At 59.8% G+C, this 18,235-nt stretch carries 17 protein-coding genes; 11 read left to right on the forward strand and 6 right to left on the reverse strand.

Features of this window, described 5'->3' with window-relative positions; translation table 11 throughout:
- Positions 1 to 102 precede the first annotated feature (102 nt).
- Both CCX46_RS18525 and CCX46_RS18530 read right to left on the reverse strand, forming a co-directional pair.
- Positions 103 to 1,245: an HlyD family secretion protein gene (locus tag CCX46_RS18525; RefSeq protein ID WP_127928747.1), complete on the reverse strand. Its 1,143-nt coding sequence runs from the start codon at positions 1,243 to 1,245 to the stop codon at positions 103 to 105.
- Complete coding sequence (locus tag CCX46_RS18530) at positions 1,242 to 2,897, reverse strand: MFS transporter (protein ID WP_127928749.1); 1,656 nt, start codon at positions 2,895 to 2,897, stop codon at positions 1,242 to 1,244. The genes CCX46_RS18525 and CCX46_RS18530 overlap by 4 nt, the downstream gene beginning before the upstream one ends.
- Before the next feature lie 294 nt (positions 2,898 to 3,191).
- Between CCX46_RS18530 and CCX46_RS18535 the strand changes: the two genes are divergently transcribed.
- The 6 genes from CCX46_RS18535 to CCX46_RS18560 all read left to right on the forward strand — a co-directional run bounded on the left by CCX46_RS18535 (position 3,192) and on the right by CCX46_RS18560 (position 9,436).
- On the forward strand, positions 3,192 to 4,487 hold the full coding sequence (locus CCX46_RS18535) for an OprD family porin (protein WP_127928750.1): 1,296 nt from the start codon (positions 3,192 to 3,194) through the stop codon (positions 4,485 to 4,487).
- A gap of 281 nt (positions 4,488 to 4,768) precedes the next feature.
- Positions 4,769 to 5,593 carry an NAD-dependent epimerase/dehydratase family protein gene (locus tag CCX46_RS18540; RefSeq protein ID WP_127928752.1) on the forward strand — a complete coding sequence of 275 codons (825 nt, stop codon included), beginning with the start codon at positions 4,769 to 4,771 and terminating at the stop codon, positions 5,591 to 5,593.
- A 30-nt stretch (positions 5,594 to 5,623) separates the two neighbouring features.
- Entirely contained in the window at positions 5,624 to 6,517 is an 894-nt protein-coding gene (locus tag CCX46_RS18545) for an SMP-30/gluconolactonase/LRE family protein (RefSeq protein WP_127928754.1), read from the forward strand.
- Positions 6,518 to 6,580: 63 nt separating this feature from the next.
- Entirely contained in the window at positions 6,581 to 7,552 is a 972-nt protein-coding gene (locus CCX46_RS18550) for a TRAP transporter substrate-binding protein (protein WP_127928756.1), read from the forward strand.
- A gap of 76 nt (positions 7,553 to 7,628) precedes the next feature.
- Positions 7,629 to 8,156 carry a TRAP transporter small permease gene (locus CCX46_RS18555; RefSeq protein ID WP_038365548.1) on the forward strand — a complete coding sequence of 176 codons (528 nt, stop codon included), beginning with the start codon at positions 7,629 to 7,631 and terminating at the stop codon, positions 8,154 to 8,156.
- Positions 8,156 to 9,436 (forward strand): TRAP transporter large permease, encoded by a 1,281-nt coding sequence (locus tag CCX46_RS18560; RefSeq protein WP_127928758.1) that lies wholly within the window; start codon positions 8,156 to 8,158, stop codon positions 9,434 to 9,436. The genes CCX46_RS18555 and CCX46_RS18560 overlap by 1 nt, the downstream gene beginning before the upstream one ends.
- A gap of 49 nt (positions 9,437 to 9,485) precedes the next feature.
- On the opposite strand, the gene CCX46_RS18565 is transcribed toward CCX46_RS18560, so the two are convergent.
- The 3 genes from CCX46_RS18565 to CCX46_RS18575 all read right to left on the reverse strand — a co-directional run bounded on the left by CCX46_RS18565 (position 9,486) and on the right by CCX46_RS18575 (position 12,051).
- The gene (locus CCX46_RS18565) at positions 9,486 to 10,286 is read right to left on the reverse strand and encodes a sulfite exporter TauE/SafE family protein (protein WP_102899274.1); all 801 of its coding nucleotides are present in this window, start codon (positions 10,284 to 10,286) and stop codon (positions 9,486 to 9,488) included.
- A gap of 9 nt (positions 10,287 to 10,295) precedes the next feature.
- Positions 10,296 to 11,540 (reverse strand): NAD(P)/FAD-dependent oxidoreductase, encoded by a 1,245-nt coding sequence (locus tag CCX46_RS18570; RefSeq protein ID WP_127928761.1) that lies wholly within the window; start codon positions 11,538 to 11,540, stop codon positions 10,296 to 10,298.
- A gap of 169 nt (positions 11,541 to 11,709) precedes the next feature.
- A complete protein-coding gene (locus tag CCX46_RS18575; RefSeq protein WP_007915092.1) occupies positions 11,710 to 12,051 on the reverse strand; it encodes an ArsR/SmtB family transcription factor in 342 nt (113 codons plus the stop codon).
- 91 nt (positions 12,052 to 12,142) lie between these two features.
- On the opposite strand from CCX46_RS18575, the gene CCX46_RS18580 reads away from it, so the two are divergent.
- Entirely contained in the window at positions 12,143 to 13,006 is an 864-nt protein-coding gene (locus tag CCX46_RS18580) for an MBL fold metallo-hydrolase (RefSeq protein ID WP_127928763.1), read from the forward strand.
- 125 nt (positions 13,007 to 13,131) lie between these two features.
- Positions 13,132 to 13,989: a tyrosinase family protein gene (locus tag CCX46_RS18585; protein ID WP_127928765.1), complete on the forward strand. Its 858-nt coding sequence runs from the start codon at positions 13,132 to 13,134 to the stop codon at positions 13,987 to 13,989.
- A 3-nt stretch (positions 13,990 to 13,992) separates the two neighbouring features.
- On the opposite strand, the gene bkdR is transcribed toward CCX46_RS18585, so the two are convergent.
- Positions 13,993 to 14,481 (reverse strand): Bkd operon transcriptional regulator BkdR, encoded by a 489-nt coding sequence (gene bkdR, locus CCX46_RS18590; RefSeq protein WP_016985245.1) that lies wholly within the window; start codon positions 14,479 to 14,481, stop codon positions 13,993 to 13,995.
- Positions 14,482 to 14,666: 185 nt separating this feature from the next.
- Here bkdR and CCX46_RS18595 point away from each other — a divergent pair, with 185 nt between their 5' ends.
- From CCX46_RS18595 to CCX46_RS18605, 3 genes are read left to right on the forward strand one after another with little or no spacing between them, the layout of a single operon-like run.
- Complete coding sequence (locus tag CCX46_RS18595; RefSeq protein WP_127928767.1) at positions 14,667 to 15,902, forward strand: 3-methyl-2-oxobutanoate dehydrogenase (2-methylpropanoyl-transferring) subunit alpha; 1,236 nt, start codon at positions 14,667 to 14,669, stop codon at positions 15,900 to 15,902.
- A gap of 1 nt (position 15,903) precedes the next feature.
- The gene (locus tag CCX46_RS18600; RefSeq protein ID WP_003224000.1) at positions 15,904 to 16,962 is read left to right on the forward strand and encodes an alpha-ketoacid dehydrogenase subunit beta; all 1,059 of its coding nucleotides are present in this window, start codon (positions 15,904 to 15,906) and stop codon (positions 16,960 to 16,962) included.
- On the forward strand, positions 16,963 to 18,231 hold the full coding sequence (locus CCX46_RS18605) for a dihydrolipoamide acetyltransferase family protein (RefSeq protein ID WP_127928769.1): 1,269 nt from the start codon (positions 16,963 to 16,965) through the stop codon (positions 18,229 to 18,231).
- Positions 18,232 to 18,235 lie beyond the last annotated feature (4 nt).

The following is an 18,235-nucleotide window of genomic DNA, read 5'->3' on the forward strand; positions in this document are numbered from 1 at the left end:
GTGGGAGCGAGCCTGCTCGCGAAAGCGGTGTGTCAGATAAAGAAATGTGACTGATACGACGCTTTCGCGAGCAGGCTCGCTCCCACAAGGTTATGCATTGGGTCAGTGGGGTTGGGTGTCGCCTGCTGCGGTGTCAATGCTGACCACCACCGACATCCCCGGCCGCAACCGTTCCTCTTCCTGCTGATCCGCATCAATGGTGATTCGCACCGGCACCCGCTGAGCAATTTTCACAAAGTTGCCAGTAGCGTTATCCGCCTGTAACAAGGCAAATTCCGACCCCGTCCCCGGGGAAATATGCTGCACATGCCCGGTGAATTTGCGGTGGTTCAAGGCATCGACAGTGAAGCGCACCGGTTGCCCGACCCGCACATTATCCATCTGGGTTTCCTTCATGTTGGCGATCACCCATTTCTGGTTCGGCACCAACGCCATCAACTGCGCCCCGGAGTTGACGTAGGCACCGAGGCGCACGCCGATCTGCCCGAGCTGACCGTCACGCGGGGCAACGATGCGCGTATTCGACAAATCGATCCGCGCCAGTTGCACCGCTGCTTCGGCGCTGGCTACCGCCGCTTCCAGCGAGCCACGATTGACGATCACCGTTTGCAGATCCTGACGGGCGATTTCCAGATTGGCCTTGGCCTGCGCCACCCCCGCAACACTTTGCGCATTCGCCGCCAGAGCTACATCCATCTCACGCTTGGACACCGAACCGTCGCGCACCAATTCCTGATTACGGCGCAAATCGGCCTCGCTTTTGCGCAACTGCGCTTCGCTGTCGGCCTGCACCGCCTGACGCAATTTGATCGTCGCCTCGGCGCTGTTGCGTTGCTGCACCACATTGGCCAATGCAGCTTTCTGCACCGCCAGTTGCGCCAACGATTGATCGAGGCGTTGCTGATAGATGCGGTCGTCGAGGCGCACGAGCAAATCACCGGCCTTCACGTACTGGAAATCCTGCACCGGCACTTCATAGACATAACCGGCGAGTTGCGGGCCGATGATCGTCACCTGGCCACGAATCAGCGCGTTCTCCGTGGTTTCCACCGCACTGCTGAACGGCGGCAATTGCCAGGCATACAGCACGATCAACACACCGACGATGGCGATCGCGGCAAAGCCCAGCGAGGAAATAATCCGCACCCCCAGCGAGCGTGGCTCGGTATTCGGCGAGGACGGCGGCGCGACGCCTTCGGGCGTGGCGGCAATGGCATTGGTGGTTGTGGTGGTCGGTTCGGTCATGAAGTAGAGGCACCGCTAGGAGGTACGGAAGGCGCTGGAGCGACGGCTTTGGTGGTGCTCATCAGCCACAGCGCACGAATGGACAGCCAGATCATGGTCAGCACCGCAATCACGGCGATCAGCATGAACACATCGTTGTAGGCCAGCACGTTGGCCTCACGGGTGGCGGCGTTGGCCAGGCTGCGAATCCCCGCAAGGTTGCGCAGACTCGGGTCGGCCAACAGCGAACCGTACGCCGAGCCGCCGCTCTGCACGCGTGCAGCCACCAAGGGGTCAGACAGCGTCAGGTGCTCAACGATTTGACTGGAATGAAATTTTTCCCGGACGATCTGAAAAGTGCCCAGAAGTGCCGCGCCCAGCAGGCCGCCCAGGTTATTGCAGATCCCGAACAGCACGGAAAAGCTCACCAGATTGCGCGGATTGGTCAGCACGTTACGGGTGCCGAAAACCATGGTCGGACCGAGGAAAAACGTGCTGCCGAAGGCCAGCAGAAACTGACTGAAATAGAGGTTTTCCGGCCGGGTCAGGTTGTTGGAAAAACTGTCCATCACCGAACCGGTGGCCATCAGGCCCAGCGAGATGATCAACGGCATCAGCAGGTGCTTGGGGTCGATCGTCAGTGCGCTGGTCAACAACCCCGCGACGCTGCCGATCAGCATTACCACGTACAGGCTGTGCAACTGCTCATAGCCCATGTTCAGGTTCTGCATAAAACCCACGGCACCGGTGGACTGTTCCGAGGTGACCATGCGAATCAGGGTCACCGCCAGCGCCAGGCGGATCATCGTCCCGCTGCCAAGCCAACGGGTCATCAGCAGCGGGTTGCTGCGGTTATGTTCGATGGCCAGACCGGCGAGGATCAAGGCAATCGAGGCGGCCAGCGCATAGCCGATCCAGTTGGCCTCCAGCCACCAGTCAATCCGCCCCAGCGACAACACCGCACACAGCAGCGCCACGCCGGTGGCGAGAATGGCGAAGGTGAGAAAGTCGAGTTTTTCGAAGGTTTTGAAGCGGTCGCCGGGCGGCAACTTGAGCATCAATACGCAGCCTAGCGAGAGCAGTGCCATGCCCAGTTCGAACAGGTACAAGCCGCGCCATTCGGCGATCTGCAACAAGTCTTCGGAAAATAATCGCGCCAATGGCAGCGCCAGTTGTGAAGTGCCGAGGCCAAGCACCAGCGCCTTCAGCCGCCACTTCGCCGGGAACGCCTGGACCATGTAATACAGGCCCAGCGAACTCAGCGCCGCGCCGACCATGCCGTGGGCCGCGCGCACCGCCACCGCCGAATTGAGGTCATTGACGAACAAATGGCCGAAGGTCACCAGCGCATACAACACCAGGAACACTTCGGTGAACGCACGCAAACCGAACTGCTGGCGAAACTTCACCAGCAGCAGGTTCATCGACACGTTGGTCATCACGTACGCCGCCGGTAACCAGGCCATTTCCGCCGTGGTCGCGCCGAGTGCTCCTTGCAGATAAGGCAGGTTGGCCACCACCAGCGAGTTGCCCAGACCACCGGTCACCGCCACCAGCAAACCGACCAGCGCATAGGCCAGACGCTTGGGGTTGGAGTGCAACGGCGTCGAGGGGGAACCGGGCAGACTGGGCTTTTCGTGGGGCTGCCAGTTGCGCGGGGCGTATTGATCCATTGCAAGGCCTTGTACGGAGAGTGGGTGAAGTTTGCCGCAAATTCATTGCTAAAACACTTTTCCCCTGTGGGAGCGAGCCTGCTCGCGAAAGCGGTGTATCAGTCGACAACGTTGTCGGATGAAAGTCCGCATTCGCGAGCAGGCTCGCTCCCACAAGGGATCTGGGTGATGGCAGGAAGTCATCGCATAACTTGCAGTTGACATTCCCGTAAAACCTAGGAAATATCCGCACCCATGTTGTACGACGACGTATAACAAATAATAAAAACAACAAATGAAACAGGGAGCGTCACAGTGAGCACACTCGTCTGCAATTCCGTCCGCCCTTCCCGTCTTTCCGTCACCCGCCCGCGTACCGCTTTAAGTCTGATCGGCTGCAGCAGCCTCGCCCTTGCCATGCCGATGAGCGCCGATGCCGAAGGCTTTCTCGAAGACAGCAAAGCCACGCTGAACCTGCGCAACGCCTATTTCAACCGCAACTTCGTCAACCCGGCCAACCCGCAGGGCAAGGCTGAGGAGTGGACGCAGAACTTCATCCTCGACGCCAAATCCGGTTTCACTCAGGGCACCGTCGGTTTCGGCCTCGATCTGCTGGGGATGTATTCGCAGAAGCTCGATGGCGGCAAAGGCACGGGCGGCACGCAACTGTTGCCGATCCACGATGACGGGCGCCCGGCGGACAATTTCGGACGGCTCGGCGTAGCGCTGAAAGCCAAGGTCTCGAAGACTGAACTCAAGGTGGGTGAATGGATGCCGGTGCTGCCGATCCTGCGCTCCGACGACGGCCGCTCCCTGCCGCAAACTTTTCGTGGCGGCCAGATCACTTCCACCGAGATCAATGGCCTGACCGTCTACGGCGGCCAGTTCCGCGGCAACAGCCCGCGCAACGACGCGAGCATGGAAGACATGTCGATGAACGGCCGTGGCGCGTTCACTTCCGACCGCTTCAACTTCGGCGGCGGCGAGTACAGCTTCAACGACAAGCGCACGCAGGTTGGTGTCTGGTACGCCGAACTCACGGACATCTACCAGCAGCAGTATTTCAACCTCAGCCACAGCCAGCCTGTGGGCGACTGGACGCTGGGCGCCAACCTCGGTTTCTTCACCGGCAAGGAAGACGGCAGCGCCCAGGCTGGCGACCTCGACAACAAGACTGCGTTCGCTCTGCTTTCGGCCAAATACGGCGGCAACACGTTCTATGTCGGCCTGCAAAAACTCAGCGGCGACGACGCGTGGATGCGGGTCAATGGCACCAGCGGCGGCACCCTCGCCAACGACAGTTACAACGCCAGTTATGACAACGCCAAGGAACGTTCCTGGCAGTTGCGCCATGACTACAACTTCGTCGTACTCGGCGTTCCCGGTCTGACCCTGATGAACCGCTACATCAGCGGCGACAACGTGCACACCGCCACCACCAATGACGGCAAGGAATGGGGCCGCGAGTCGGAACTGGCCTACACCGTGCAAAGCGGGCCACTGAAAAATCTCAACGTGAAATGGCGCAACGCGACGATACGCCGGGACTTCAGCACCAACGAATTTGATGAAAACCGGATCTTTATCAGTTATCCGATTTCGTTGTTGTAAAGCCAGGCGCCACACCGAGTTTCCCTGTGGGAGCGAGCCTGCTCGCGAAGGCGGCGTGTCAGTCGACATCAATTCTAAATGACACACCGCTTTCGCGAGCAGGCTCGCTCCCACAGGGGATTGCATTGCAAATACGGAACTGTGGTGATTGAAAAGAGGCCAGGCCTTCCGTCATCTACACCAAAAGTCGCGTTGACAAGTTCCGGAAACCATACCGATACTTCAGCGCAGTCATACGACAACCTACAACAAACCTAATAACAATCGTGTAAGGGATTGCCATGACATCTACCTCCACTCCCCGCGCCCCGTTCAACCGTCTGCTGCTGACCGGCGCCGCCGGTGGTCTGGGCAAAGTTCTGCGCGAACGGATGCGCCCTTATGCCCATGTCCTGCGCCTGTCAGACATCGCCGCCCTCGCCCCGGCCGTCGATGACCGCGAAGAAATCGTCCTCTGCGATCTGGCCGACAAACACGCCGTGCATCAACTGGTCGAAGGCGTCGATGCGATCCTGCATTTCGGCGGCGTCTCCGTCGAGCGGCCCTTCGAAGAAATTCTCGGCGCCAACATCTGCGGCGTGTTTCACATCTACGAAGCCGCGCGCCGGCATGGTGTGAAGCGAGTGATCTTCGCCAGCTCCAACCACGTCATCGGCTTTTACAAACAGGACGAACCGCTCGACGCCAGCTCCGCACGGCGCCCCGACGGCTACTACGGACTGTCCAAGTCATACGGCGAAGACATGGCCAGTTTCTACTTCGATCGCTACGGCATCGAGACCGTCAGCATCCGCATCGGCTCCTCGTTCCCCGAGCCGCAAAACCGTCGAATGATGCACACCTGGCTGAGCTTCGACGACCTCACGCAATTGCTCGAACGCGCGCTGTACACGCCGAATGTCGGCCACACCGTGGTCTACGGCATGTCCGCCAACAAAGAAGTCTGGTGGGACAACCGCTTCGCCAGCCACCTCGGGTTCGAAGCGAAGGACAGCTCCGAAGTGTTCCGCGAAAAGGTCGAAGCGCAGCCAATGCCGGCCGCCGATGACCCGGCGCGGATCTATCAGGGCGGCGCGTTTGTCGCGGCCGGACCGTTCGGCGACTGATCACCCTGACAACGACGCAAAGGAATGAGTATGCAAGCCGAATTGATCGTCGATGCCCGCAACGCCGTGGGCGAAAGCCCGGTCTGGGTGGCAGAGGAAAACGCGCTGTACTGGGTGGATATTCCCAACGGCGGCCTGCAACGCTGGAGCGCTGACACGGGCCATGTGCATGCCTGGAAAACCCCGGAAATGCTCGCCTGCATCGCCCGCCACAGCCGTGGCGGCTGGGTCGCTGGCATGGAAAGCGGTTTCTTTCATCTGCACCCGCACAGCGACGGCAGCCTCGACAGTGAGCGACTTGCCAGCGTCGAGCACGGCCGCAAAGACATGCGCCTAAACGATGGTCGTTGTGATCGCCAGGGCCGCTTCTGGGCCGGCAGCATGGTGCTGAACATGGGCCTGAGTGCGCCCGAAGGCCGGCTCTACCGCCACGGTGCCGGGCAGTCTGGCGTGATCGAAGCGCAACTCGACGGTTTCATCGTGCCCAACGGCCTCGGTTTCAGCCCCGACGGCAAGACGATGTACCTGTCCGATTCGCACCCCGATGTGCAACTGATCTGGGCGTTCGATTACGACACCGAGACCGGCACACCGTCGAACCGCCGGGTCTTCGTCGACATGAACCATTTTCCCGGACGTCCCGACGGTGCTGCCGTGGACGCCGAAGGTTTCTACTGGATCTGCGCCAACGACGCCGGCCTCATTCACCGTTTCGCGCCGGACGGCCGACTCGACTTCTCACTGGCCGTGCCGGTGAAAAAACCGACCATGTGCGCCTTCGGTGGAACCCGGATGGACACCTTGTTCGTCACCTCGATTCGTCCCGGCGACGACCACGACTCGCAATCCCTGGCCGGCGGCGTGTTCGCCCTGAATCCCAACGTCAAAGGCCTGCCGGAACCGCTGTTCGACGATTCGCTGTAACACCTGCCTCTGCTGCACCGCTGCGCCTTGAACACAACAATAACAAGACTGGAGACTCACCCCATGAACTTCAAACGCACCTTGCTGGCCGCTGCACTCCCGCTGATGTTTAGCTTCACTGGCGCCGCTCAGGCACTGCAACTCAAATTCGCTGACATTCACCCCGCCGGTTACCCAACCGTGGTGGCCGAAGAAAACATGGGCAAGACCCTGACCAAGGAGACCAACGGCGAACTGACCTTCCAATACTTCCCCGGCGGTGTGCTGGGCTCCGAAAAGGAAGTCATCGAGCAGATGCAAGTCGGCGCCGTACAGTTGTCTCGCGTCAGCCTGGGTATCGTCGGCCCCGTGGTCCCGGACGTGAACGTGTTCAACATGCCGTTCATTTTCCGCGACCATCAACACATGCGTAACGTCATCGACGGCGCAGTGGGCGACGAGATCCTCGACAAAATCACCCATTCAGAATTCGGCCTGGTGGCCCTGGCCTGGATGGACGGCGGCACGCGCAATGTCTACACCAAGAAACCGGTACGCAAGCTCGAAGACCTCAAGGGTATGAAAATCCGCGTGCAAGGCAACCCGATGTTCATCGACATGATGAACGCCATGGGCGGCAACGGCATCGCGATGGACACCGGTGAAATTTTCAGTGCCCTGCAGACCGGCGTGATCGACGGCGCGGAAAACAACCCGCCAACCCTGCTCGAACACAACCACTTCCAGAATGCGAAGTACTACAGCCTCACGGGTCACCTGATCCTGCCAGAACCGATCGTGATGTCGAAAATCACCTGGGAAAAACTGACGCCGGATCAACAGGCGCTGGTCAAGACAGCCGCCAAGGCTGCCCAGGCCGAAGAGCGCGTGCTGTGGGACAAGAAGTCCGCTGCCAGTGAAGAAAAACTCAAGGCCGCCGGCGTCGAGTTCATCGAGGTCGACAAAAAACCCTTCTACGACGCCACCGCACCGGTACGGGAAAAGTACGGCGCGAAGTATGCCGACCTGATCAAGAAAATCGAAGCCGTTCAGTAACGCCTCCCGCTCCGTCCTCATGAACAAGGCCCGGTGCGCCCGATGAATGCGGCGCGCCCGGTTACGGTGGAACCCGATGAAGAATCTACTGCTGCGTATCAACGACAAGATCTACATGACGTGCATCTGGGTCGCCGGCCTTTCCGTCCTGGCGATTTCCCTGATGATTCCCTGGGGCGTGTTCGCCCGCTACGTCCTGGGCACCGGTTCGAGCTGGCCCGAGCCCACGGCGATCCTGCTGATGATGGTGTTTACCTTCATCGGCGCCGCCGCCAGTTACCGCGCCGGCGCGCACATGGCCGTGGCCATGCTCACCGATCGCATGCCTCCACAACTGAGATCTGCAGCGGCGATATTTTCACAACTGCTCATGGCGGCGATCTGCATCTTCATGACGATCTGGGGCGCCAAACTGTGCATGTCCACTTGGAATCAGTTCATGGCTGCTCTGCCCGATCTGCGCGTTGGCGTGACCTACTTGCCCATTCCCGTGGGCGGCTTGCTGACGCTGATTTTCGTGCTGGAAAAACTCTTGCTCGGTGACCAGAGCAAACGGCGCGTCGTGCAGTTCGACCTGGTTGAAGAAAGTGAAGGTGCCGCTTAATGGACGCTCTGATACTGCTGGGCAGTTTTATCGCTTTGATCCTGATCGGCATGCCGGTCGCCTACGCGCTCGGCGCGGCCGCGCTGATCGGTGCATGGTGGATCGACATTCCGTTCCAGGCGGTGATGATTCAGGTCGCTTCGGGGGTGAACAAATTCTCGCTGCTGGCCATTCCGTTCTTCGTGCTGGCCGGTGCGATCATGGCCGAGGGCGGCATGTCGCGTCGATTGGTGGCGTGTGCCGGGGTGCTGGTGGGGTTTGTCCGCGGTGGCCTGTCACTGGTCAACATTGTCGCCTCGACCTTTTTCGGCGCGATCTCCGGTTCGTCGGTGGCCGACACCGCGTCGGTGGGTTCGGTGCTGATTCCGGAAATGGAACGCAAGGGCTATCCACGGGACTTCTCCACCGCCGTGACCGTCAGCGGTTCGGTGCAAGCCCTGCTGACCCCGCCCAGCCATAACTCGGTGCTCTACTCCCTGGCTGCCGGTGGCACGGTTTCGATTGCCTCGCTGTTCATGGCGGGCATCGTGCCGGGCTTGCTGATGAGCGCCTGCCTGATGGTGCTGTGTCTGATTTTCGCGAGAAAGCGCGATTATCCCAAGGGTGAAGTGATCCCGATGCGCCAGGCGTTGAAAATCGTCGGCGAAGCCCTCTGGGGCCTGATGGCGATGGTGATCATCCTCGGCGGCATCCTGTCCGGCATCTTCACCGCTACCGAGTCGGCGGCCATCGCCGTGCTCTGGTCATTCTTCGTGACCATGTTCATCTACCGCGACTACAAGTGGAGCGAACTGCCGAAACTGATGCACCGCACGGTGCGGACGATTTCGATCGTGATGATCCTGATCGGTTTCGCGGCGAGCTTCGGCTACATCATGACCCTGATGCAAATTCCGGCGAAGATCACCACGGCATTTCTGACCCTGTCGGACAACCGCTACGTGATCCTGATGTGCATCAACGTCATGCTGCTGTTGCTCGGCACGGTGATGGACATGGCGCCGCTGATCCTGATCCTGACGCCGATCCTGATGCCGGTGATTCTCGGCATCGGCGTGGATCCAGTGCAGTTTGGCATGATCATGCTGGTGAACCTTGGGATCGGATTGATAACGCCGCCGGTGGGTGCGGTGCTGTTTGTCGGTTCGGCGGTAGGCAAGGTCAGTATCGAGAGCACTGTGAAAGCGCTGCTGCCGTTCTATGCCGTGCTGTTCCTGGTGTTGATGTTGGTGACTTACGTGCCGGCACTTTCGCTGTGGTTGCCGCACTTGGTGTTGTAAGCCGATAGAAAGATCGCAGCCCTTGATGGGCTGCGATTTCTTCAGAACCTCACGCCCGCAACAACATATACCCCGCCACCACCAGACAGACACTGGCAAACCCCACCTGCAACGCCCGCGCCGGCACCCGCGCGCAGAGCTTGCGACCGATGATCATGCCGACAATGCTGGCGACAATAAACGCCGCGCCCTGCCCGTCAATCCGCACACCGGCGTGAAACGAACCGATCACGCCAATCGCCGAAATCAGGCTGATCACCATCAACGACGTGGCGACAATCCCGCGCATCTGCACATCGGTCAGTTGCTTGAACGCCGGTACGATCAAAAACCCGCCGCCGACCCCGAGCAATCCGGACACCACGCCGGTAATTGCGCCCAGCGCCGCCAACGTAGCGGTGCATTTGGCGGTCCAGTCAAAGCGCCCGGTTTCTTCATTGAGCATGCAATTCTTCTGGCCCCAGCTAGCGTGACCGTGATCGCTCGGCCCCTCCTGCTGGCGCTCGCGGCGCAGCATGCGCCAGGCCACCATGACCATCAGCAGGCTGAACAGAACCATCAGGATTTTCTCCGACAACTGGTGCGCGAAGTAAATGCCCAACGGCGAAAACACCGCACCCAACGCCGCAATCAACAACGCCGCGCGATAGCGCACCAGGCCATGGCGCAAACCGTCGATGGCACCGACCGCTGCAGCACTGCCGACCGCAAACAACGCCACCGGCGCCGCTTGCGTCATTGTCCAGCCAAGCCCGAGCACCAGCGCCGGCACCGCAAGAATGCCGCCACCGGCCCCGGTCAAGCCGAGGACCAACCCCATCACCACGCCAAACAGACTTGCCAGCAACATAGGGTTTTCTCAGTCAACCTTGGACAGACCAGTCAGCCACTCGCGGCCCTTGAGCATGCCGTTCCAGTAGAACCACGGCAGCAGCGACGCCTTGAGAAACCACGCCGAACGCCGCGCCACCGTCGGGTCCAGTGGAAAAGTCGGCAGCAACTTCCCGGCATAACCGAACTCGGCGAGAATCACCTTGCCCTTCTCCACCGTCAGCGGGCAGGAACCATAACCGTCGTACTTCAGCGGCAGCGGTTGTTGCTTGCGCAGGGCCAGCAAGTTTTCCGCGACCACCACGACTTGCTTGCGCACCGCCGCGGCGGTTTTCGCGTTGCTGGTGCCGCAGATATCACCGAGTGCAAACACCTCGGGATAGCGCGGATGTTGCAGGCTGTGCGGATTGACTTCGCACCAGCCGGCCGCATCGGCCAATGCGCTTTGCGCGATGAAATCCGGCGAAACCTGCGGCGGCACGACGTGGAGCAGATCGAAGCTTTTCGCCACACGGGTGACGTTGCCTTCAGCGTCCTTGATCTCGAACCACGCGGTTTTCGCCGGGCCGTCAACCTTGACCAGATTCGAATTGAACGCCAACTGTGCGTTGTACTTTTCGATGTACTTCATCAACGGCGGGACGAACGTCGCCACGCCAAACAGTGCAGCGCCGGCCAGATTGAATTCGACCTTGATGTTTTTCAGCACGGCGGTTTTAAGCCAGTGATCGCAGGACAGATACAACGCCTTTTGCGGTGCGCCGGCGCATTTGATCGGCATCGCCGGTTGAGTGAACAGCGCTTTGCCGCCGCGCAGTTTCTGCACCTGATCCCAGGTGTATTGCGCATGCTGGTAGCTGTAGTTGGAAGTGACACCGTGCTGGCCGAGGCTTTCCTGCAGGCCTTCGATCTTCTCCCAGGCCAGACGCAGGCCGGGGCAGACAATCAGGTTTTGATAGCTGATCGTACGTTGATCGTTGAGGGTGAGTTGGCGCTTGTCCGGGTCGATTGCGGTGACTGCCGCTTGCAGCCAATTCGCTTGCTTGGGCAAGACCTTGTTCATCGGCCGTGCGGTGTCTTTGACGTCGTAGGCGCCACCGCCGACCAGCGTCCACGCCGGTTGGTAGTAATGCTGGGCGCTGGGTTCGATCACGGTAACTTTCAGCGCAGGATCACGCTTGAGCAGGCTGGCGACGAAACCGATACCGGCCGTACCGCCGCCGATGACCACGATGTCTGCACTGATGGATGGGCCCCAGTGTTGATCGTTCATTGCTTGTTCCTTTTGCTGCACGCAAGGATTGTTCGAGCCAGCACACAAATCCCAATGTGGGAGCGAGCCTGCTCGCGAAGGCGGCGTGTCAGTCGATGCAACAATTGCCTGACCTAACGCTTTCGCGAGCAGGCTCGCTCCCACATTGAACCAGTGTCATGGCTGGCATTTATTGATGACCCAGACTTTTCAGCACGGCTCCGCAATACAATCCGGAGAGCGTTTTCATGACCTGAATGACTTCCGGACTGGCAAGGCCGTAAAAAATGTACTTGCCTTCACGACGGGTCGCGACCAGCCCTTCATCGCGCAGGATGCCCAGTTGCTGGGACAGCGTCGGTTGGCGCACACCGGTCATTTTTTCCAGTTCGCCGACGTTGCGCTCACCCTGAGTCAGTTGACACAGGATCAACAGGCGATCCTCATTGGCCATGGCCTTGAGCAACGCGCAGGCCTTGGAGGCCGAGGCACGGAGTTGGGCAACTTCACATTCGGTCAGACTGGATTGCATTTGCACGATGCCTTCAAGGTCACTTAAGCTGCGAACATTATGTTTTTAGATAAAGTGTTGCAACCCATTTCCCTTGTTCAGGTTGGTGTCCATGCCCGCGCAGATTGAAGCTTTCCTCGACCCCGCCTCTTCGACCTACAGCTATGTGGTCTATGAAGCCGATGGCGGGCAGTGCGCGATCGTCGATCCGGTGCTCGATTACGACGGCGCCGCCGGACGCACCTGCACCGCCCAAGCCGACAAGATCATTGCCTTCGTTCGCGCGCACAACCTGCAGGTGCAGTGGCTGCTGGAAACCCACGCCCACGCCGATCACCTGTCCGCCGCGCCTTACCTGCGCCGGGAACTGGGTGGCAAAATCGCCATCGGTAAATCGATCAGCAAAGTGCAGAACGTGTTCAAGACGCTGTTCAATCTGGAGCCGGAGTTTTGCGTCGACGGCTCGCAGTTCGATCACCTGTTCGCGCCGAACGAGTCGTTCCGCATCGGCAACCTCAAGGCCACCGCTCTGCACGTCCCCGGCCACACCCCGGCGGACATGGCTTATTTGATCGATGGCGAGCAGATTCTGGTCGGTGACACGCTGTTCATGCCCGATGTCGGCACGGCGCGCTGCGACTTTCCCGGCGGCAATGCCCATCAGCTGTTTGCCTCGATCCACAAACTGCTGGCCTTCCCCGCCAGCGTGAAACTCTACGTTTGCCACGACTATCCACCCGAGAGTCGCGCCTCGCAGTGCCAGACCACGGTCGGCGAACAACGCAAAAGCAATATTCATGTGCATGACGGGATTGATGAGGCAGCGTTTGTCGAAATGCGCACCAAGCGAGATGCCGGGCTGGGTATGCCGACGCTGTTGCTGCCGGCGATTCAGGTGAATGTCCGGGCCGGACATCTGCCACCAGCGGAGGACAATGGTGTGGTTTACCTGAAGATTCCGCTCAATTCCCTATAGGAAAAAACCGCTCGACCGGCCACCGGATTATTTTTCCTACGAACGCTGTCGAGGGTGATGAACTGGTGAAAATCCTGTAAGCGAGCAGACTCCATTGGGCAAACATTCAATGGAGTTTTCGCAATATGGATATTCGTCGTAATCACCGTGACATGACACCGCAACAGAAATCCGCATTCATCGATGCCATCCTGAGGCTGAAGAACAACGTCGACAGCGTCCTGCGACCCGGGCAGCAATGCCGCTATGATGATTTCGTCCAGATCCACAAGAATTCGATGGGCGGGGCCAGTCCGCTGGTACCCAATCCACATCGAAGCCCCTTGTTCTATCCGTGGCATCGCATTCTGATCCGCCAGTTCGAACTGGCCCTGCAGTCCGCCGCCAGTGATCCGACCATCACCCTGCCTTACTGGAACTGGCAACTGACCGGGGCCGACAACCCCTTCACCTCGCACTTCATGGGTTCGAACGGTGACAACCTGCAAGACCAGCGTGTCACCAGCGGCCCGTTTTCCAGGGAACAATCGCAATTCGATGTAAGGGTCTGGGACGAAGGCCTAGGCAACACGGGCATTCGTCGAAATCTCGGGGCAATCGGCGCACTGCCCAGCGCAGAGACAGTCATATCGACGCTCAACAGGGCGCCTTACTGGATGAATGGGAGTGGCTGGGAAAACGTCTCGGAAATCGAATTGCACAATCCGGTGCATGCGTGGATAGGCGGCAGCATGGGGGAAGCTTCCTCACCCAATGATCCAATATTCTTCCTGCACCACTGCTACCTCGACTTGTTGTGGGAGCGCTGGAAACACCAGCATCCTGGCACTCCCGGCTTTACCAATGAGGCCGGCTCGACAGACATGAATGAAACCGTCCTGATCTTTCACCCCGCCAACGAACTGGCGCCCTGGGAGCAAACCTTTACCGTCCAGCAAACCCTCTTCACCACAGAGCTCGATTACCGCTATGAGTACATCTGACGTTCAACTGCCCAGCGTCAAACCGTTAGCGGGTAATGGCAGCGCGGTCTTGTAGCGCACCTGCTTCAGCGCAAAACTTGACCGGATATTCGCCACACCCGGCACTTTGGTCAGGAAGTCCATCATGAAGCGTTCGAGCGACTGAATGGTCGGCACCAGGACCCGGATGAGGTAATCCGGGTCTCCGGCCATGAGGTAGCACTCCATCACCTCCGGGCGATCGGAAATGGCTTCCTCGAAATGCTGCAGCGCTTCCTCGACCTGTTTTTCCAGGCTGACGTGAATAAACACGTTCACGTGCAGCCCCAGCAGATCGGCATCCAGCAGCGTGACCTGCTCGCGAATCAGCCCCAATTCTTCCATGGCCTTGACCCGGTTGAAGCACGGCGTCGGCGACAGGTTCACCGAGCGCGCGAGGTCGGCGTTGGTGATGCGCGCGTTCTCCTGAAGGCTATTGAGAATGCCGATGTCGGTACGGTCCAGTTTGCGCATGAGACAAAACCACCTGTTTTTTATGTTTATGCAGAATTTCTATCTGCAAATCGTCTCCAGCGCAACGAAACAGAGATAAATATTCTTCTTGCCCGGGCCTATGATTGTTGTAGGACAAGATTTCTTCTACCGAAGAATGACTGCCAGCTCACTACAAGAAATTCACAAGATCGAGCGTAGAAGCCATGACCCAAGCGTATGAACCGCTGCGTCTGCACGTCCCTGAACCCTCGGGCCGTCCAGGCTGCAAAACCGATTTTTCCTACCTGCATCTGACCGATGCCGGTACGGTGCGCAAACCTTCCATCGACGTCGAACCTGCCGACACCGCCGACCTGGCCCGTGGGCTGATTCGCGTGCTCGACGATCAGGGCAACGCTCTCGGCCCATGGGCTGAGAACGTGCCGGTCGAGATCCTGCGAAAAGGCATGCGCGCCATGCTCAAGACGCGGATCTACGACAACCGCATGGTGGTCGCCCAGCGTCAGAAAAAAATGTCGTTCTACATGCAGAGCCTTGGCGAAGAAGCCATCGGCAGTGCTCAGGCCCTGGCCTTGAACATCGACGACATGTGCTTCCCGACCTACCGCCAGCAAAGCATCCTGATGGCCCGCGATGTGCCATTGGTCGACCTGATCTGCCAACTGCTGTCCAACGAGCGCGATCCGCTCAAGGGCCGTCAGTTGCCAATCATGTACTCGGTCAAGGACGCCGGTTTCTTCACCATTTCCGGCAACCTCGCCACCCAGTTCATTCAGGGCGTGGGCTGGGGCATGGCCTCGGCGATCAAGGGCGACACCAAAATCGCCTCGGCGTGGATCGGTGACGGTGCTACCGCCGAATCGGACTTCCACACCGCCCTCACCTTCGCCCACGTATATCGCGCGCCGGTGATCCTCAACGTGGTCAACAACCAATGGGCGATTTCGACCTTCCAGGCCATCGCTGGTGGTGAAGCCACCACCTTCGCCGGACGCGGCGTCGGTTGCGGCATCGCCTCGCTGCGCGTGGATGGCAACGACTTCTACGCGGTGTATGCGGCATCTGCCTGGGCTGCCGAACGCGCCCGCCGCAACCTCGGCCCGACCATGATCGAATGGGTCACCTACCGCGCCGGCCCGCACTCGACCTCCGATGATCCGTCGAAATATCGTCCGGCCGATGACTGGAGCCACTTCCCGCTCGGCGACCCGATTGCCCGTCTCAAACAGCACCTGATCAAGGTCGGCCACTGGTCGGAAGAAGAGCACACCGCTGTCAGCGCCGAGCTCGAAGCCGAAGTGATTGCCGCGCAGAAACAGGCCGAACAGTACGGCACCCTCGCCGGCGGCCAGATTCCAAGCGCCGCGACCATGTTCGAAGACGTTTACAAAGAGATGCCGGAGCACTTGAAGCGCCAGCGTCAGCAGTTGGGGATCTGACATGAACGATCACAACAACAATATTCAGTTGGAAACCGCCATGACCACGACCACCATGACCATGATCCAGGCCCTGCGCTCGGCCATGGATGTGATGCTTGAGCGTGATGACAATGTCGTCGTGTTCGGTCAGGACGTCGGCTACTTCGGCGGCGTATTCCGTTGCACCGAAGGCCTGCAGACCAAATACGGCACCTCCCGCGTATTCGATGCACCGATCTCGGAAAGTGGCATCGTCGGCGTGGCCGTCGGCATGGGCGCGTACGGTCTGCGTCCGGTCGCCGAGATCCAGTTCGCCGACTACGTCTACCCGGCGTCCGACCAGATCATTTCCGAAGCGGCGCGCCTGCGTTATCGCTCGGCTGGCGAGTTCACCGCACCGATGACCCTGCGCATGCCATGCGGCGGCGGCATCTATGGCGGTCAGACCCACAGCCAGAGCATCGAGGCGATGTTCACTCAGGTGTGCGGCTTGCGCACCGTGATGCCGTCCAACCCATATGACGCCAAAGGCCTGCTGATCGCCTCCATCGAGAACGATGACCCGGTGATCTTCCTTGAGCCGAAACGCCTGTACAACGGCCCGTTCGACGGTCACCACGACCGCCCGGTGACCCCGTGGTCGAAACACCCGCAAGCCCAGGTGCCGGACGGTTACTACACCGTGCCGCTGGACGTTGCTGCGATCACTCGTCCGGGCAAGGACGTGACCGTGCTGACTTACGGCACCACCGTGTACGTGTCGCAAGTCGCTGCCGAAGAAAGCGGCGTTGACGCTGAAGTCATCGACCTGCGCAGCCTGTGGCCGCTGGACCTGGAAACCATCGTCAAATCGGTGAAGAAAACCGGCCGTTGCGTGGTGGTTCACGAAGCCACCCGCACCTGCGGTTTCGGCGCCGAGCTGGTGTCGCTGGTGCAAGAGCATTGCTTCCATCACCTGGAAGCGCCGATCGAACGCGTCACCGGTTGGGACACCCCCTACCCGCACGCGCAGGAGTGGGCGTATTTCCCAGGGCCGTCCCGAGTGGGCGCGGCGTTGAAACGGGTCATGGAGGTCTGAATGGGCACGCACGTTATCAAGATGCCGGACATCGGCGAAGGCATCGCAGAAGTAGAACTGTCGCAATGGCACGTCAAGGTTGGCGATCTGGTGGTTGAAGATCAGGTGCTGGCGGACGTGATGACCGACAAGGCGATGGTCGATATTCCCTCGCCGGTACACGGCAAGGTGATTGCCCTCGGTGGTCAGCCGGGTGAAGTGATGGCGGTTGGCAGTGTGCTGATCAGCATTGAGGTTGAGGGTGCTGGCAACCTTAAAGAGTCCGCTGCTCCTGTTGTTACCAAAGAGCCTGTTGCGCCGAAAGTTGAGGCCGTTGTTGAGAACAAACCTGCTCCAGCCGCCCCGCGCCCTGCTGCGGTTTGCCAAGGCCCGATGGTTGCCCGCGAAGCAGACGAACGTCCGCTCGCCTCGCCGGCCGTGCGCAAACATGCGCTGGATCTGGGTATTCAGTTGCGTCTGGTGCGCGGTTCCGGCCCGGCCGGTCGTGTGCTGCACGAAGACCTTGAATCCTACTTGGCGCAAGGTCAGTCGAACGCCTCGGCGCCGGCGGCCGCTGCTTACGCACAGCGTAATGACGAAGAACAGATTCAAGTGATCGGCATGCGCCGCAAGATCGCCCAGCGCATGCAGGACGCTACCCAGCGTGCCGCACACTTCAGCTATGTCGAAGAAATCGATGTCACCGCAATCGAAGAACTGCGCGCGCACCTGAATGAAAAACACGGCGCCAGCCGTGGCAAGTTGACCTTGCTGCCATTCCTCGTCCGCGCGCTGGTCGTTGCTCTGCGCGACTTCCCGCAGATGAACGCCCGTTACGACGATGAAGCGCAGGTCATCACCCGCCTCGGTGCGGTGCATGTCGGCGTCGCCACGCAAAGCGATGTTGGCCTGATGGTGCCGGTGGTGCGTCACGCCGAGGCGCGCAGCCTGTGGGACAGCGCCGCCGAGATCTCGCGTCTGGCCAACGCCGCACGCAATGGCAAGGCCAGCCGCGATGAGCTGTCCGGCTCGACCATCACCCTGACCAGCCTCGGTGCACTGGGCGGCATCGTCAGCACGCCAGTGCTGAATCTGCCGGAAGTGGCCATCGTCGGCGTGAACAAAATCGTCGAACGGCCAATGGTCGTCAAAGGCCAGGTCGTGATTCGCAAGATGATGAACCTTTCCAGCTCCTTCGATCACCGCGTGGTCGACGGCATGGACGCGGCACTCTTCATCCAGGCCATTCGTGGCTTGATCGAACAACCTGCCACTTTGTTTGTGGAGTAAGGCG

This window comes from Pseudomonas sp. RU47, from assembly GCF_004011755.1.
Taxonomy (GTDB): Bacteria; Pseudomonadota; Gammaproteobacteria; order Pseudomonadales; family Pseudomonadaceae; genus Aquipseudomonas.